The organism is Streptomyces arenae (genome assembly GCF_022343545.1).
GTDB lineage: Bacteria > Actinomycetota > Actinomycetes > Streptomycetales > Streptomycetaceae > Streptomyces > Streptomyces humi.
Window position 1 is genome coordinate 125,333 of the sequence record NZ_JAKQYH010000047.1, and the last position, 15,732, is coordinate 141,064.

Genomic DNA, 15,732 nt, shown 5'->3' on the forward strand with positions numbered 1-15,732 from the left:
GGGGTTCGCACTGTCGGCCGTTCACACCTCGGGGCGCAGCATCGGGGGGTTGAGCAAGGTCGCCCCGCCGGCCCGGAAGAGCTGGGCCGGGCGACCGCCCTGGCGAGTGGTCGTGCCGCCGGTGGGAACGAGGAAGCCCGGCGTCCCGGTCACCTTGCGATGGAAGTTGCGGGGGTCGAGCGCCACACCCCACACCGCCTCGTAGACCCGGCGCAGCTCGCCGACCGTGAACTCGGGCGGGCAGAACGCGGTGGCCAGGGACGAGTACTCGATCTTCGAGCGGGCCCGTTCCACGCCGTCGGACAGGATCTGGGTGTGGTCGAAGGCGAGCGGCGCGACGGGTTCGCCGTCCCGGCCGTAGCCACCCTGCGCGAGCAGTTCCTCCACCGGGACCCAGCGCGCGTTGCTGGCGTCGCCGCCCGCGCGGGGTGCGGGAAGGTCGGGAGCGAGGGCGAGGTGGGCCACGCTGACCACGCGCATCCGGGGGTCGCGCTTGGGGTCGCCGTAGGTCGCCAACTGCTCCAGGTGGGCCCCGCCCTCCTGGGCGGGCGCGTCGGGGTCGTGGGCGCGCAGCCCGGTCTCCTCCGCGAGCTCTCGCGCCGCGGCCTGCGAAAGATCCTCGTCGGCCCGTACGAAGCCACCCGGCAGCGCCCACCTCCCCTGGAACGGCGGCTCGCCTCTCCGGACCGCCAGCGCACACAGGGCATGGCGGCGCACGGTCAGCACGACCAGGTCCACGGTGACGGCGAACGGCGGAAATGCTGACGGGTCGTAGGGCATGCGGTGATCATAGTCGTCTGCCTGACGATAAACACTCCCTTCTCCGCTTGCTCCGACGGCTGATCCACTTCGCTCGGGTATGCACCTCGCGCTCCGTTCCGGCACGCGTACGACGCTCGGCCGCCCTTCCCGCACGACCGCGCCGCCAGGTCCGCTCGCCTTCCGGCGGGCCGGGGTCACACCCCCAGTTGCAGGCCGTCGGCCGCCTCCTCGACCATGGCGAGGCCGAGTCGGCTGACCCGGACCGAGAAGGGCGCTCCGGCGACCCGCAGTCCGGTCAGGCCGAGTTCGCCCAGGGGGGCACTGGAGACCGGGCGGAGAGTGACGGTACCGGCCGGGGCGTCGGGGCGGATGCCGGCGAGTGTGGTGAGGAGCAGGACTCCGGAGGCGGCGGCGGCGGCAGCCGGGCGGCAGGCGGCGGGATGCGGGAGGGGAGCACTCCCGTCGGAGCGCTGTTCCCCGGCGAACATCTCGGGCAGCCGGTGGCCGAAGTGCTCGGCCGCTGCCAGCAGGCCGCGCAGCAGCCCGCCGGCCTCCTTCTCGTACCCTGCGACGGCCAGCCCGGCGACAGCGAGTGCCGTCTCCTGGACCCGGACGGCCCCGGACCGGTGGCCGAACGGGCTGTGGGCCGCCTCCTTCGCCCCCAGCCCGCGGAGTCCCCAGCCCGAGTCCATGGCCGGACCGCCGAGCAGCCGCGCGAGTTGCCCGGTCCGTACCTTGTCGAGCAGACCGGGCGCCGGACGGCCCGCGCCCAGCAGGCCGGTGTCGAGCAGATGCACGGCTGTGGAGCCGAGCTGGGTCAGCGGGCGGCCCTCCGGCGTCAGGGCCGCCACCGGACGGCCGCCGCCCCGGTCCTCGGCCCAGAAATCCGCCCGGAACGCCTTCGCCAGTTCCTCCGCCCACTGCCGCAGTCCGGTGGCGCCCGGCCGTTCGTAGGCGTCGAGGAGATCGGCACCGAGCAGCGCGGCCCGGTGCGCGTGGGCCTGGGTCTCGCTGCGCACGGGCCCGCCAGGCTGGGGATCGCAGAGGTATGTCCGGTCACCCACGGTGGTGCGCAGCCAGGTCAGGCAGCGCTCTGCGGCGGGCAGCAGTTCCCGTGTCTCCTGCTCCGGCAGCCCCCAGCGGCGGGCTTCCGCCAGCAGCACGGGGAAGAGCAGGGTGGCCTCCGTACCGGTGCAGCCCGGCGGCAGGTGTGCGCCGGCGTCGCGGCGCGGGCCGGGAATCATGCCGGTCCGGGGCCCGGGACCGTGGAGCTGGGTGCGCGCCAGGGTGCGCAGGGTGCCGGCGGCGAGACGGGTGCCGAGGGGCAGGGTCATCCGGGCGGCGGCGAGGGCCTCGGCCGGGGCCAGGCCGCATCGCCACGGCGCCCCCGCCGCGAGGTAGATGTCGGAAGGATGCGCGGGGTCGCGGAGCAGCAGTGCTTGCAGGTCGTCGATGCTCGTCCTGAGCAGGCCGGTGACTCTGCGGTCGTCACCCTTGGCCTGGGCCGGTGCCAGGGGGCTGGTCGCGGCGTGCCCCACGGCGCGCAGCGGACCCCCGCCGTCCGGACGCACCCGCAGTTCCACGCTCGCCGTGCCGCCCGGCGGCAGTTCGAACTCCCACCGGAGCAGCCCCGCCGAGGCGAGCGCGTCGGCGGGCGGCGGGTCCGCCGTGACCGACGCGTTGCCGTGGGGGGTGGCCCAGCGCAGGCCGGAGCCGTGGACACTGGCCGGGATTTCGGGCCCCGGGGCTCCGGAGGCGATGGCGCTCAGTTCCGCGAGGTCCGTGGCGAGGGCCACTTCCAGCGGCAGCCGCAGGGGGTGGAGGGCGGAGCTGTGCAGGGTGATGCGTTCCGTGCCGTCGGCGTGCCGGATGCGTTCCACGACGACGTCCGGGTCAGGTCCCGCGGTCGGGGAGGCCCGCAGGGTGCCGACGAAGCGAGCGCAGTCCGCTCCTGTCATGCGGGCCTGGACGGCCAGCGGTTCACGGCCGGCGACCCGGACCTGACAGCGCCCGAGCAGCCGCCGGCCCCCACGGTAGAACCCCTCCAGGCCGTGTCCGGTCAGCTGACCCCCCTCCGTGGAGATGGCCAGGCCGGGGAGCGCGACGCAGATCAGCACGGTGTGCGTGGGCGGCAGACCGGTGGCGTACTTCGGGCTCGGCACACCGGGAGCCGTGCGTGCGGCGGCCGCGGGTACGGGCGCGGGCCTGGGCGCGCGGCCGCGTGGCGGTGCCGGGCCGTCGTCCGGCACCGCGAGCCAGGGCGGCCCGTCCCGGAATCGGCGGCTGTCGTCGGCGAGGGAAGGCGGAGTCGGCTGATGCATGGGGCGGCTTCTTCTGCGCTCTGTGCGCCTGCGACGTGCTGGGCGCCGGACGGAGGGTTCCGCAGGGGCGGGTGGCGGTCCGGCCTGTTCCGGCGTTCCGCCACTCAGGTGAACGGAGCCGGGCTGCTCCTGGTCACGCCCCCGCGTGTCGGACCCGGCCGGACACCGGTGCGGGAACGCATCGTTCGCCCAGGTCCGACCACATGCCGCCCCAGGCATGCTCGCGTTCATTCGTCGCGCTCACCGCGGCTGTTCCCGGAACGGGCCTCCTCCGGCCCAGTCCTGGCCCCTCGTACGTCGGCCTTCTCCACACTGTTCCCGTCGGTGCTCTCCGCCGTGCGGGTGCGGGTGCGGGTACGCGTACGCGGGCCGTCCGGCCTGGTCGAACCGGGTCGGGTGGTGTCCGTACCCCTTCGTCGCGTTCGGGTGCCCTCCTGTCGTCGGGGCCGGGTGGCATCGGGTCGTCGCGGTCGGTTGTCGGTGTTGTTGGTGCTGTCGCGGTTGACGGTGTAGTCGGGGTTATCGGGGTTGTCGGCGCCATGCGGACGGCGTGCCGGGGGTGCGCCGGTGCCGGCGGTCGGCGGGTGGCCGGTATCCGGGGCGAGCGGGCTCGGGCCGGCGTCCTTCGTATCCGCCGTATCCTCCGTTTCCGCCCTATCACCTGTGCCCGCCGCGTCCGCCGCACTCCTGTCCTCAAGGACCCGTTCCGTGCGCGCGGTGCGCAGGCAGCGGCGGATCGACTCCGGATCCAGACCCTCGTTGCAGGCCCGGTGCAGCAGGGCGGCGAAGAGGTAGTCGGGGTCGGCACCCAGGGCCATGGCCAGGGCTTCCCGTCCCTCCAGTTCGTCGCCGCTCGACCAGGCGACCCAGCCGGCCAGCGTCAGAGGGGCCGCGGCGTGTTCGCTGTAGGGGCCGACGCAGCGGCGGGCCAGGGCCCGCCACAGGCGCAGGGCTGGTCCGGCCTCGGCATCCTCCATCCAGGCGGCCGCGCGGTCGCGGGTGAGGCGGTCCTGTAGTCCGAGGATGAGCTGGGCGGCCTCGTCGTGGGCGAGCAGCCGGTCGTCGCGGAGGTCCGCCTGGTGGATACCGGGGACCGGGGTGGCGTCGGCGTACCGTTCGATGATCCGGCGGGCGAGGGCCAGGGTGTCCTCAGCCACCTGCGCGCGGAAGGCGTCGTCGAGGATCCGGGGCACCAGGGCCATTCCGGCGCGGTCCAGGGCGATCTCCTGTTCCGGCGCGGCGCCGGTCTCCCAGGGAAGCAACCTGGCCCGCAACTCGCGCAGGCTGCCGCGCACCTGGATGCCGGCGTAGGTGGCGGCGGCCGCGAGCACGGAGGTGCCAGGCAGTCCCATGGGAGTGCCTTCGGCGGGGCAGCACGCCTCCGCCGGGCAGCAGTACGACCAGAAGCGGGCGTCGGAGATGCACAGCGCCTCGATCACGGGCACGTCGAGGCGGCCGCACTCGGTGCGCAGCAGCTGGGCCAGCGGCGCGAGCCGACGCATCACGTCCCGGCCTGATTCGCCGGGCGCGGGTTCCTGGCAGACGTAGGCGACCATCTGCTCGGGCCGGGCGCCCCGGCGCTCGCTGCCTGCCATCAGGCCCTGGGCCAGTTGACGTGCGGCTGACTCCCAGTCGTCCTTGTTCGCGGGGATGCCGAGCCGGGCGCGGCCACCGAAGCAGCCACGGCCGCCCCGGTCGTGCAGAGCCATCAGGACCATGCTGTCCTCGGGGCGGTATCCGAGCAGGTACGGCAGCGCGTCGGCCAGTTCGGCCGGGGTGCGCAGGGTGACCTGGGGGTCGTGGGCGGATCCGCAGAGGGGTGTCGGGCCGTCCTCGGCTTCGCTGTTTTCGGATGGTTCGGTGGTTTCGCTGTGATTCGTCATGGGCCGACCATCTCGCGGATCTTGTGATTCCGGTTGGGCCTGTGGATAAGTCGAATCAGGGACACGCCAAGCAGGCCGTCCTCGTCCACAGGCAGCCCGGACTGTCGGTCCCGTCCTGTTGTATGGGACCCATGGAGCACACGAACAACGCGGATCTCCGGGCTCGGGCCGACGCCGTCCTCGCCCGCCTCGTCGGCGACGACACCGGCAGCGCCCGGCTGCGCGAGGACCAGTGGCGGGCGATCGAGGCGCTGGTCGCCGAACGCCGCCGGGCCCTGGTCGTGCAGCGCACCGGCTGGGGCAAGTCCGCGGTGTACTTCGTGGCGACCTCGCTGCTGCGCGCCGGAGGCAGCGGCCCGACGGTGATCGTCTCCCCGCTGCTCGCGCTCATGCGCAACCAGGTGGAGGCGGCGGCCCGGGCCGGCATCCACGCCCGGACCATCAACTCCTCGAACACCGAGGACTGGGAGGCGATCCAGACGGAGATCGCGGCCGGCGAGGTGGACGTCCTCCTCGTGTCACCGGAGCGCCTCAACAACCCTGACTTCCGCGACCAGGTGCTGCCCCGGCTCGCCGCGGCGACCGGCCTGCTCGTCGTGGACGAGGCCCACTGCATCTCCGACTGGGGCCACGACTTCCGGCCCGACTACCGGCGGCTGCGCACCATGCTCGCCGACCTCCCGGCCGGCGTGCCCGTGCTGGCGACCACCGCCACGGCCAACGCGCGTGTGACCGCGGACGTCGCCGAGCAGCTCGGCACCGGCGGCGGTTCGGACGCGCTGGTGCTGCGCGGCCCGCTGGACCGGGAGAGCCTCAGCCTGAGCGTGCTGCGGCTGCCGGACGCGGCACACCGGATGGCCTGGCTCGCCGATCACCTGGACGACCTGCCGGGGTCGGGCATCGTCTACACGCTCACCGTGGCGGCGGCAGAGGAGGTCACCGCCTTCCTCCGGCAGCGCGGTCACACCGTGGCGTCGTACACGGGGAAGACGGAGAACGCGGACCGGCAGCAGGCCGAGGAGGACCTGCTCGGCAACCGGGTCAAGGCGCTGATCGCCACCTCCGCCCTGGGTATGGGCTTCGACAAGCCCGACCTCGGGTTCGTGGTGCATCTGGGGTCGCCCTCCTCCCCCATCGCCTACTACCAGCAGGTGGGCCGTGCGGGACGAGGTGTCGAGCACGCCGAGGTACTTCTCCTGCCGGGCCGGGAGGACGAGGCGATCTGGAGCTACTTCGCGTCGCTCGCCTTCCCGTCGGAGGAGCTGGTGCGCCGCACCCTGGACGTCCTGTCCCGGGCCGACGGTCCGATGTCGCTGCCCGCGCTGGAACCGCTGGTGGAGCTGCGTCGGTCCCGGCTGGAGGCCATGCTCAAGGTCCTCGACGTGGACGGCGCGGTCAAGCGGGTCAAGGGCGGCTGGATCGCGACCGGGCAGCCATGGACGTACGACGCCGATCGGTACGCATGGGTGGCACGGCAGCGCGCCGCCGAACAGCAGGCGATGCGCGAGTACGCGGCCACGACGGACTGCCGGATGGAGTTCCTGCAGCGGCAGCTGGACGACGAGGGCGCGAAGCCCTGCGGCCGCTGCGACAACTGCGCCCAGCCACACTTCAACGCGGACACCTCCTCGGCAGCGGTGGACGCCGCGCGGGTCGATCTGGGGCGCGCGGGGACCGAAGTGGAGCCCCGCCGGATGTGGCCCACCGGACTGCCGGCGATCGGCATCGACCTCAAGGGACGCATTCCGGCCGGTGAACAGGCATCGGTCGGGCGCGCCTTGGGGCGCTTGTCGGACATCGGATGGGGCAACCGGCTACGACCACTGCTCGCGCCCCAGGCCCCCGACACTCCGGTGCCCGACGACGTGGCCCGTGCCGTGGTGGACGTACTGGCCGACTGGGCGAAGGGGCCGGGCGGCTGGGCAGCCGGTGCGGCCGACGCGCAGCCGCGGCCGCGAGGGGTCGTGACCGTCGCCTCACGCTCCAGGCCTGAGCTGATCCACTCTCTCGGGGCACGGATCGCGGAGATCGGCAGACTGCCGCTGCTGGGCAGCGTGGAGTACGCGGGCGACGCGCAGCCGGGCCCGCGCAGCAACAGCGCGCAGCGACTGAAGGCCCTCGACGGCGCGCTGACCGTGCCGCCCGCCCTGGCCGCAGCCCTCGCCGAGGCTCAGGGGCCGGTGCTGCTGGTGGACGACTTCACCGAGACGGGCTGGACACTGGCCGTAGCCGCCCGCCTGCTCCGGCGGTCCGGGGCGCAGGGGGTGTTGCCGCTGGTCCTGGCGGTCCAGGGCTGATCCACCCGCTGCCGTTCGACCGCGGTGTCGGCCGCGGTGCACGAACGTGCCGTTGTCGAACGTCTCGAGGGTCATCCGCTGTCTCGTGGGGTAGGGATATAAGTCACACTCCACCAGATAACAGTCGGTGGCCCCATTTGCTCGTTGCCGCATCCAAGTTCGACAGGAAGAATTGAAGTCCGCTCCCCGCACGGCTCGGCCGTGATCAGGTTGGGCTTTGCTGCGGTGCGCGCTCCCCCGAATCCAATCCTGCCCGCAGTGTGGGCGCGTAGCCGAAGGGAGGAACGTGACCTTCGGATTCGCTCCGTCCTCGGCGGCATCCTTGTCGACGTCCGCGTCCGCCGCTTCCGCCAGCCGTCTGCTTGAGCCCGCGGAGTGGGCCGACGCCGGAATACCGCTGCTGCGGAACCCCCGTGAGGTCGTCAGCGGGCTGCATACCCGGCACCTGCCCCGGCTCGGCACGGCGATCGTGGCCGTCCTCGACCCGGAGGAGCGCCTGTGTGCCAGTGCCTCCTTCAGTCGGCGCACCGCCCCGGCCGACGGCTGGATGTTCCGGAACGTGCTGCTGGACCAACTGCGCCGGGTCATCCCGCACGACCTTCGCCGGCGCACCCCGGTGCGTACCGCCGTGCTGCTCTACTGCCGCGAGGGGGACGCGCGTTGGACGGAGGAGGACGGCGCCTGGATGTGGGGGCTGCGGGATGCCTGCACCCTGCACGGGCTGCGCTGCGGGGCTTACATCACTCTGACGCACGACGGCTGGCAGGTGCTCGGCGAGGGCCGTGGCGGGCGCCGCCCCAGTGCCGACTCCGCTCCTGAGCCCTTCGCCCTGTCCCAGGCCCCGCCGTTGACACCGCGCACCGGGGGCGCGGCTTCCGAGGTACTGCGCCGCGCGGCCGCTCGCTGAATCCCGGGCCCAGTGAGGGGCCGGGCCGGCCGGACACCCTTCGTACAGAGGCCGACCGGATAGACGGCGAGCAGAAGCCGACCGGACACACGTGGCGCAGAGGCCGGCCGGCCACGGATCACCGGCCCGGCACGCCGGACCCGCCGTACCCGGTGCTCCGGAAAGGAACACTCACCGCGCTCCGGGGCGACTTGGCGGGCCCGCGTGGACGTCCCGCCGGCCGGCGCCTCGGCGACCTCGGAGGATCAGGCCCGGTGCCCGCGTTCCGGACCTCCGCCGGCCTGACCGCCGCTCCGTGACGGCAGCGGGCACCGTCCGTCAGGTGTCCGGGCATGCCGAAGGCACCACTGTGCCAATCGCCGCCGGAACTCCTTCGGTACCTCCGGAGACCCAGAGGCGCCTCAGACGGCTCAGACGCCCGCGCCCAGTACCGAGTTGATGTGCTGCGGGTCGCCGCAGACGATCAGCAGGGCACCGGCCCGGGAGAGGGCCAACGGCAGAGCGGTGGCGGCAGCGGTGGCCGGGCCGCCGTTGACGGCGACGACCACGACGGCGCGGGTCGCGGCGCGGGAGGCGAGGGCGGCGTCCGCGTAGAAGACGTCGTCACCCGCGTCGTGCTGCGCCCAGTAGGAGGTTTCACCGAACGACAGCTCGTGCTCGGCCCACGGGTGCTGCGCGCCGGTGGTGATCACCAGCACGTCGCCGGGGGCACGGCCCGAGTCGAGGAGCAGATCCACCGCTTCCTCGGCCGCGTCGAGAGCACTCTCGACCGATGCCGGGATCAACTGGATCTGCGGAGCCGCCGCCGTGGCGGCGGGCACGGCCGGGCCGGACGGGCCTGGCTTGGCCACGTCACGCGCTGCGCGCTGTACCGGCGGCGCCGGCCGCACAGGGCCGGGACGACCGGGACGCGACGGAGCCGCGGGGCGGGGGCCGGGTACGGGACGGGGGGTCGGCGCGGTACGGCCACTGGCCGGAGTGGCGCGGGGACCCTGGGCACTCTCGTGAATCTGAGGCTCCTCGGGAATGAGAGGCATGAGCTGATATCTATCAAACGTTGGTGCAGGTCAGGTGAACCGGGTGGCACAAGAGTGCGACTGGAACGTCAGAAGTCGAAGCCGAGCTGACCCTCGATCTCCGGAACGCTTCCCTCCGCCCAGCTGCGGGCCTTCTTGAGGTGCCGCCACTGGGGCAGCGCATCAAGATACGCCCACGACAACCGGTGGTACGGGGTGGGGCCCCGCTCCTCCAGTGCGGCCTTGTGCACGGGCGACGGATACCCGGCGTTGTCCGCAAATCCGAAGTCTGCATGGTCGACACCCAGTTCGGCCATCATTTTGTCGCGCTGAACCTTGGCGATCACCGAGGCCGCCGCCACGGCCACACACGAACGGTCACCCTTGATGACCGTACGCACCTGCCAGGGCAGGCCCAGGTAGTCGTGCTTCCCGTCGAGGATGACCGCGTCGGGGCGGACCGGCAGGGTCTCCAGGGCTCGGCTCGCCGCGAGTCGCAGCGCGGCCGTCATCCCGAGGTCGTCGATCTCCTCCGGCGAGGCATGACCCAGGGCATAGGCCGTGACCCAGGTCCGCAGCACCTCGGCAAGTTCCGTACGCCGCTTGATGGTCAGCAGCTTGGAATCGGTGAGGCCCGTGGGCGGCCGGCGAAGACCGGTGACTGCGGCGCAGACGGTGACGGGGCCGGCCCAGGCGCCGCGGCCCACCTCGTCGACACCGGCAATGACCTTCGCTCCGGTCGTGGCGCGAAGGGAGCGCTCGACGGTGTGAGTAGGTGGTTCGTACGGCATGGCGCCCTTAGGGTACGCCGCGCTGATCCCCGAGCGACACCCCGGCCTCCCGGAGGGCGCGACCGACCACCGGAACATGGATCACGCGTCGCGTGACAGCAGCAGCGGAAGCATGAGCCCGTCGATCATCTCTTCGATCTCCCGGTCGCTCCATTCGCTTCCAGAAATCTTGCTGCGGTACATCATCATCGCCGGAATGGCGTCGAGGACATAGCCGTTGGCCGCGTCGGACCGTACCTCACCACGCTCTATGCCGCGGGTGACGATCTCGCCGATCAGCTTGGTGGTCGGCTCCACGACCCCTTCGAAGATCACACCATGGAACCGTTCGACCTGTACCGGATCGCATTCGTGAATCACTGACCGCAGCGCGAAGCCTGGACGCGAGAACATCGCGTCCCGGGCCTGCCGGCACAGGGCCAACAGGTCCTCGCGCACAGTTCCGACGTCCGGTGCCTTCTCGAAACGCGGCAGACCGGCCTGCAGGGCGTCGGCGACCAGGTCCTCCTTGGAGGACCAGCGGCGGTAGACCGCGGCCTTCCCGGTCTGGGCCCCGGCGGCGACGCCTTCCATGGTGAGGCCGTTCCAGCCGACCGTGCTGAGCTGCTCCAAGGCGGCGTCCAGGATCGCGCGTTCGAGGACCGCACCGCGCCGACGAGGGGAAACCGCCTGAGGGGGAGCGGGGGCGGTGGTCCAGCGCGAGGTAACCATCTGAGTTTCTCCAGCGAGCAGGGGAGCGGGGATTGCGGAGCGGGGGATGCGGCGTGCGACGGCGAAGGGGGACGCGGCACACGACGCAGTTAAGTGAACGCTTGCGTTCTCTACTGGGGACTCACTACCGTTGGCGTGACAGTGAACGCTGACGTTCACTAAAACATTCGTGGGGGATCCACAGTGACAACCTCTCAGCTGATACAGGGCCAGAAACCGGGCGCGGCACGTCGGCAGGGGCGCCCAGGCATCGCCCTCACCGTGATCGCCGCCTGCCAACTCATGGTGGTACTTGACGCGACGATTGTGAACATCGCGCTCCCGCACATTCAAGACGCCCTCAAGTTCAGCACCACGGACCTGACATGGGTGGTCAGCGCCTACACGCTCACCTTCGGCGGCCTGCTGCTCCTCGGCGCGCGAGCCGGCGACATCCTGGGCCGGCGCCGGGTGTTCATGACCGGCATCCTGCTGTTCACCTTCGCCTCGCTGCTCGGCGGTCTCGCCCAGGAGCCCTGGCAGCTGCTGGCCGCCCGCGCCCTCCAGGGCATGGGCGGCGCGATCGCGTCGCCCACCTCCCTGGCGCTGATCACCACGACGTTCCCCGAAGGCCCGGAGCGGAACCGGGCGTTCGGCGTGTTCGCAGCCGTCTCCGCGGGCGGCGGTGCCATCGGGCTGCTGGCCGGCGGCATGCTCACCGACTGGCTCGACTGGCGCTGGGTGTTCTTCGTCAACGTGCCGATCGGCCTGCTGATCGTCGCGCTCACCCCGCAGTACATCAACGAGTCCGAACGGCACCCCGGCCGCTTCGACATCGCGGGCGCGCTGACCTCCACGCTGGGCATGGCCTCCCTGGTGTACGGCTTCATCCGGGCCTCGGAGGACGGCTGGCGCGACGGCCTGACCCTGGGCTCCTTCGCCGCCGCGGTGGTGCTCCTGCTGGCCTTCGTCTTCATCGAGACCCGGGCGAAGGAACCCATCACACCGCTGCGGATGTTCGCCGAGCGCAACCGCTCCGGGACGTACGTGATCATGCTGAGCCTGGCCGCGGCGATGTTCGGCATGTTCTTCTACATCGTGCTGTTCGTGCAGAACGTGCTGGGCTACAGCCCGATCAGAGCGGGTCTGGCCTTCCTGCCGGTGACGGCGGCCATCGCCGTCGGCGCGGGGTTGTCGCAGCGGTTCCTGCCCGTTCTCGGCCCGAAGCCGTTCATGATGACCGGGTCGGCGCTCGTCGTCGTCGGACTGACCTGGCAGACGTTCATCAACCCCGACAGCTCCTATGTCGGCGGCGTGCTCGGGCCCATGCTGGTCTTCGGTTTCGGCATGGGGCTGAACTTCGTGACGGCGACCGTCACCGCGGTGTCCGGTGTCGCCCCGCACGAGGCCGGAGCGGCGTCCGGACTGCTCAACGCCATGCAGCAGGTGGGCGGCTCGCTGGGTCTTTCGATCCTGACCACGGTGTTCGGCACGGCCAGCAAGGACGAGGCGAGGAAGCAGCTGCCGAAGTTCCTCGCCGAGGGTTCGCCGGAGCAGAAGGCGGAGTTCGCCAAGTCCCGTCAGCTGCCCGCGCCGTGGGGGCACGAGGTGCTCGCACACGGCATCTCGACGGCGTTCGTCCCCGCCGCGGTGATGGCCGGGATCGGCCTGCTCACCGCCTGGTTGGTGATCAAGGTCCGCAAAAGCGATCTCGAAGCCCTCGCCGGCACCGCCGGCCCGGGGCTGGGCTGACCCCACGGGGCCCGCACCACAGCGGTCAGCGTCACGGTCACCATCGGAAGAACCCATCCCACCCACACCTCCCCCTACGACTCCGCTTCCCGCTCCGCCCTCCGCACCCGGACGGAGCGCGGATCGGATACCGGGAAAACGGCTCGCGATTACACAGAGTTCCCGCCAGGCACGGAGAGTACAAAAGGTGAGGTCGGTCCCCACGGGGAGAGGCGCGCGGGGGCCGGGCCTTCCTGCCGTGCCCCGCGCGCCTGGGCGGTCACCCGCCGGCGCCGGCGCCCGTCGCCGACGGAGCCCACTGCGGCAGCGGTTCCGTGCGCTGCGCCCAGGCGGCCGGAGGTGCTCCCGCCTCGCCGCCCGCGAGGACGCCGCCCACGATGGCGCAGGTGGTGTCCACGTCGCCGCCCACCTGGGCCGTGGCCCAGAACGCGGTCTCGTAGTCGCCGAGGGCACGCGCCGCCGACCACAGGGCGAAGGGGACGGTGTCGTGAGCCGTCGTACGCCGTCCGCAGCCCAGGACGGCCGCGACGGTGCCCGCGTCGCCGTAGTCCAGCATGTCGCGGGCCCGTCGCAGCCCCTGGCCGACGGCGCTCCTGGGGATCAGCGAGATGACGCCGTCGAGGAGGTCCGCGGGGCTCGGCGGGCCGGCGGGCGCGGCCGCCAGAGCGGCGGCGGCAGCGACGGCCATGGCACCCACGACCGCCTCACGGTGCTGGTGCGTGGGGTAGGCCGAGATCTCGGCCTGGTGGGTGGCCTGCTCCGGGTCGTCCGCGTACCAGGCGCCCAGGGGCGCGATCCGCATGGCCGCGCCGTTGCCCCATGAGCCCTGGCCGTTGAAGAGCGCGGCGGCCAGCTCACGCCAGTCGCCGCCCTCCCTGACCAGGCGGAGCAGACGGTTGACGGCAGGGCCGTAGCCGCGGTCGAAGTCGTGATGCGTGGCGAAGGAGTGGGCCAGCGCGTCCTGGTCGATGCGTTGATGGGCGGCCAGGACGGCGACGACGGAGCAGGCCATCTCGGTGTCGTCGGTCCACTGCCAGGGGCCCGGTGGCAGCTCACGCCGCTTGAGCAGCGGATAGTTCACCGGGACGAAGAACTGTGAGCCCAGCGCGTCACCGACGGCGAGTCCGCGCAGGCTGGCCAGGGCGCGGTCCAGGCGCCCCGGGGTCGAGGAGTCGAAGGAGGAGGTCATCGCGGCCAGCCTAGCCGCTCATCCAGTGCGGCTCCGGGTCCCGCCAGCGGTCGAAGGGCTGGTCGAGGCTGTACTTGCCGTCGTCTCCGAGAACGAGCATCCGCATCTCGGCGTTCCCGGGGTTGGAGAGCGACTCGAAGTCGGCGACCGTCCAGTGGAACCAGCGCATGCAGAACAGGCGCATCGCCAGACCGTGGGTCACGAGGAGCACGTTCGGCGGGTGGTCCGGTGCCTCGAAGCTGCGGAACAGGCTCTCCAGGAAGCCGCCGACCCGGTCGTACACGTCGGCCCCGGACTCCCCCTGGGGGAAGCGGAAGAAGAAGTGCCCGTACGCGTCCCGGTACGTCTTCTGCAGGCGTACGTCGTCGCGGTCCTGCCAGTTTCCCCAGTCCTGCTCACGCAGCCTGGGCTCCTCACGCACCCGTATGAGATCCGGGTCCAGGTGGAAGGCGCGGAGGGTCTCATGCGTACGGCGGTACGGGGAGACGTACACGCTGACGCGCTCCCGGCCGAAGATCTCTCGGATGCGTTTTCCGGTCTCCTCGGCCTGCCGCCAGCCCCGGTCGGTCAGGGCCAGCGCGTGGTCGGGTTCGCGTTCATACACGGAGTCGTCGACATTGCCGGTTGACTCGCCGTGCCGGACAAGGACGATGCGCCGTGGTCGTGCCATGCCAAAACCCTAGATCGAGTGACGCGAAGTCGAGCACTCGGATGGGCCCCATACAGCGCAGGTCACACAAAATGAGGGTTGGATATTCAAACGATCCAGCTCGGTTCGAGTTCCACGATGTCGCCCCTGAGGGCGGCGATGTCGGCCTCCGTCTGGGCGCGCAGCGCCAGACGCTCCACGCGTTCGGTGCGGTACTTGCCGTGCTCGGCCGCCGACCGCCACATCGAGAGGATCAGGAACTCGTGGGCCGGGGCCTCCGCGAACATGCCGCGGATCATGCCGGGAGAACCGGCCATCGCCGGATTCCAGACCTTCTCCTGCATCAGGGTGAAGTGCTCCACACGCTCCTCGTGCACCCGGCAGAGCGCCACCCGGACCAGGTCGGCGTCCGTGAACCGCGGTTCGAATCCGGTCTTCACATCGAACCGGTACTCGAACAGCTTGACCTGCTGGTCCTTGTACGTACCGGACTGGGACGCGGCCAGTCGGTCGTGCGAACGCGCCATGAAGGAGTCGTAGAAGGCACGGCTCTCCCAGAAGGCGAAGGTGTGCGCGACTCCGGGACGCTGCCGACTCCAGCCCCCGCCCTGTCCCCGAAATCCCGGCTCCCCCAGAAGCCCCGCCCATTTCCGCTGCCCCCGCTCGAAGCCCCGGCGGTCCACCACGGTGCAGCGAATCCACTTGACCAGCACCGCGCCATCGTAAGGCCATGGAGGGTGGCGCCGGTCACGCTCCGGCTGAGATCACCCGCGCACGCGCCCCCGCGCGCGTGGCACGATGGACAAAGAGCCTTGGCAGCCCATCAGTTGGGTAAGTGGACCTCTAGGGGGGAAGGGGACGCGTGGTGAGCGGTTTCAGCAAAGCGATCCGCAAGGTCGAGGTCGCGGTGAAGTGGGATCCCAGCCCGTCCGGGCAGCCGCCCACCGATCTCGACGTCGTCGCCGGGACGTTCACGGCGGCGGATCCGTACGGAACCCCGGCCTACCTGGTGCACTTCGACAGCCGTTCGCCCGACGGCACCATCTTCCTCAACCGGGACAGTCAGGACGGCAAGGGTTTCGGCTGGGACGAGGTGATGACGCTCGAACTCGACCGGCTCGACAGCCGGTACGCGCGCGTGATCGTCGGAGTCGTCATCCAGCAGCGGCCCACGCACCGGACGTTCGTGAACGTCCTGAACCCGGCCGTGCGGGTGCGGGAGGGTTACAGCGTGCTGGCCGAGGACGACTTCGGCTCGGTTCTCGGGGCGACGGCCGCCACCGTCGCGGAGTTCGTGCGCGACGGATCCGGCGACTGGGGCTTCCGGCCCGGTCTGCGCGGCTTCGAGGACGACCCCGTGGTCTTCACCCAGGAGATGGGCGGGCTCGGCCGGCCCTGACGGCGAACGACACAGAGACACCGAACGGTGAGAACGGCAGAGACACCGAACGGTAAGGGGCGCCGGCATTGGCCGG

Annotated in this window: 13 protein-coding genes; 4 read left to right on the forward strand and 9 right to left on the reverse strand. The window is 71.7% G+C overall.

The window, feature by feature from the left end; all coding sequences use genetic code 11:
* Positions 1-21 precede the first annotated feature (21 nt).
* From MB828_RS21060 to MB828_RS21070, 3 genes are all read right to left on the reverse strand, one after another.
* Positions 22-780 carry an NUDIX hydrolase gene (locus MB828_RS21060; protein ID WP_301649539.1) on the reverse strand — a complete coding sequence of 253 codons (759 nt, stop codon included), beginning with the start codon at positions 778-780 and terminating at the stop codon, positions 22-24.
* Positions 781-956: 176 nt separating this feature from the next.
* On the reverse strand, positions 957-3,083 hold the full coding sequence (locus MB828_RS21065) for a glycogen debranching N-terminal domain-containing protein (RefSeq protein WP_301649540.1): 2,127 nt from the start codon (positions 3,081-3,083) through the stop codon (positions 957-959).
* Between the two features lie 227 nt (positions 3,084-3,310).
* The gene (locus tag MB828_RS21070) at positions 3,311-4,966 is read right to left on the reverse strand and encodes a DUF4192 domain-containing protein (protein ID WP_301649541.1); all 1,656 of its coding nucleotides are present in this window, start codon (positions 4,964-4,966) and stop codon (positions 3,311-3,313) included.
* 131 nt (positions 4,967-5,097) lie between these two features.
* On the opposite strand from MB828_RS21070, the gene MB828_RS21075 reads away from it, so the two are divergent.
* Both MB828_RS21075 and MB828_RS21080 read left to right on the forward strand, forming a co-directional pair.
* The gene (locus MB828_RS21075; RefSeq protein WP_301649542.1) at positions 5,098-7,263 is read left to right on the forward strand and encodes a RecQ family ATP-dependent DNA helicase; all 2,166 of its coding nucleotides are present in this window, start codon (positions 5,098-5,100) and stop codon (positions 7,261-7,263) included.
* 286 nt (positions 7,264-7,549) lie between these two features.
* Positions 7,550-8,170: a hypothetical protein gene (locus MB828_RS21080; RefSeq protein ID WP_133028117.1), complete on the forward strand. Its 621-nt coding sequence runs from the start codon at positions 7,550-7,552 to the stop codon at positions 8,168-8,170.
* 410 nt (positions 8,171-8,580) lie between these two features.
* Here the strand turns inward: MB828_RS21080 and MB828_RS21085 are convergent, their stop codons facing one another.
* The 3 genes from MB828_RS21085 to MB828_RS21095 form a co-directional block, all read right to left on the reverse strand.
* Positions 8,581-9,207: a hypothetical protein gene (locus MB828_RS21085; RefSeq protein ID WP_301649543.1), complete on the reverse strand. Its 627-nt coding sequence runs from the start codon at positions 9,205-9,207 to the stop codon at positions 8,581-8,583.
* Between the two features lie 68 nt (positions 9,208-9,275).
* Positions 9,276-9,977: a ribonuclease HII gene (locus tag MB828_RS21090; protein WP_301649544.1), complete on the reverse strand. Its 702-nt coding sequence runs from the start codon at positions 9,975-9,977 to the stop codon at positions 9,276-9,278.
* Positions 9,978-10,058: 81 nt separating this feature from the next.
* The gene (locus tag MB828_RS21095) at positions 10,059-10,688 is read right to left on the reverse strand and encodes a TetR/AcrR family transcriptional regulator (protein WP_301649545.1); all 630 of its coding nucleotides are present in this window, start codon (positions 10,686-10,688) and stop codon (positions 10,059-10,061) included.
* Between the two features lie 183 nt (positions 10,689-10,871).
* Between MB828_RS21095 and MB828_RS21100 the strand changes: the two genes are divergently transcribed.
* Complete coding sequence (locus tag MB828_RS21100; protein WP_301649546.1) at positions 10,872-12,419, forward strand: MFS transporter; 1,548 nt, start codon at positions 10,872-10,874, stop codon at positions 12,417-12,419.
* 259 nt (positions 12,420-12,678) lie between these two features.
* On the opposite strand, the gene MB828_RS21105 is transcribed toward MB828_RS21100, so the two are convergent.
* The 3 genes from MB828_RS21105 to MB828_RS21115 all read right to left on the reverse strand — a co-directional run bounded on the left by MB828_RS21105 (position 12,679) and on the right by MB828_RS21115 (position 14,970).
* Entirely contained in the window at positions 12,679-13,608 is a 930-nt protein-coding gene (locus MB828_RS21105; RefSeq protein WP_301649547.1) for an ADP-ribosylglycohydrolase family protein, read from the reverse strand.
* Between the two features lie 10 nt (positions 13,609-13,618).
* Positions 13,619-14,278, reverse strand: coding sequence for a histidine phosphatase family protein (locus tag MB828_RS21110; protein WP_301649548.1), 660 nt, complete (start codon positions 14,276-14,278; stop codon positions 13,619-13,621).
* An 86-nt stretch (positions 14,279-14,364) separates the two neighbouring features.
* Positions 14,365-14,970 carry a YdbC family protein gene (locus MB828_RS21115; protein ID WP_046728656.1) on the reverse strand — a complete coding sequence of 202 codons (606 nt, stop codon included), beginning with the start codon at positions 14,968-14,970 and terminating at the stop codon, positions 14,365-14,367.
* 152 nt (positions 14,971-15,122) lie between these two features.
* Here MB828_RS21115 and MB828_RS21120 point away from each other — a divergent pair, with 152 nt between their 5' ends.
* Positions 15,123-15,656 carry a TerD family protein gene (locus MB828_RS21120; protein WP_301649549.1) on the forward strand — a complete coding sequence of 178 codons (534 nt, stop codon included), beginning with the start codon at positions 15,123-15,125 and terminating at the stop codon, positions 15,654-15,656.
* The last annotated feature ends 76 nt before the right edge of the window (positions 15,657-15,732 follow it).

Excerpts from the sequence above, each read along its gene's own strand:
- MB828_RS21060 (WP_301649539.1), bottom strand. The coding sequence starts at position 780 with ATGCCCTACGACCCGTCAGCATTTCCGCCGTTCGCCGTCACCGTGGAC.
- MB828_RS21065 (WP_301649540.1), bottom strand. The coding sequence starts at position 3,083 with ATGCATCAGCCGACTCCGCCTTCCCTCGCCGACGACAGCCGCCGATTC.
- MB828_RS21070 (WP_301649541.1), bottom strand. The coding sequence starts at position 4,966 with ATGACGAATCACAGCGAAACCACCGAACCATCCGAAAACAGCGAAGCC.
- MB828_RS21075 (WP_301649542.1), top strand. The coding sequence starts at position 5,098 with ATGGAGCACACGAACAACGCGGATCTCCGGGCTCGGGCCGACGCCGTC.
- MB828_RS21085 (WP_301649543.1), bottom strand. The coding sequence starts at position 9,207 with ATGCCTCTCATTCCCGAGGAGCCTCAGATTCACGAGAGTGCCCAGGGT.
- MB828_RS21090 (WP_301649544.1), bottom strand. The coding sequence starts at position 9,977 with ATGCCGTACGAACCACCTACTCACACCGTCGAGCGCTCCCTTCGCGCC.
- MB828_RS21095 (WP_301649545.1), bottom strand. The coding sequence starts at position 10,688 with ATGGTTACCTCGCGCTGGACCACCGCCCCCGCTCCCCCTCAGGCGGTT.
- MB828_RS21105 (WP_301649547.1), bottom strand. The coding sequence starts at position 13,608 with ATGACCTCCTCCTTCGACTCCTCGACCCCGGGGCGCCTGGACCGCGCC.
- MB828_RS21110 (WP_301649548.1), bottom strand. The coding sequence starts at position 14,278 with ATGGCACGACCACGGCGCATCGTCCTTGTCCGGCACGGCGAGTCAACC.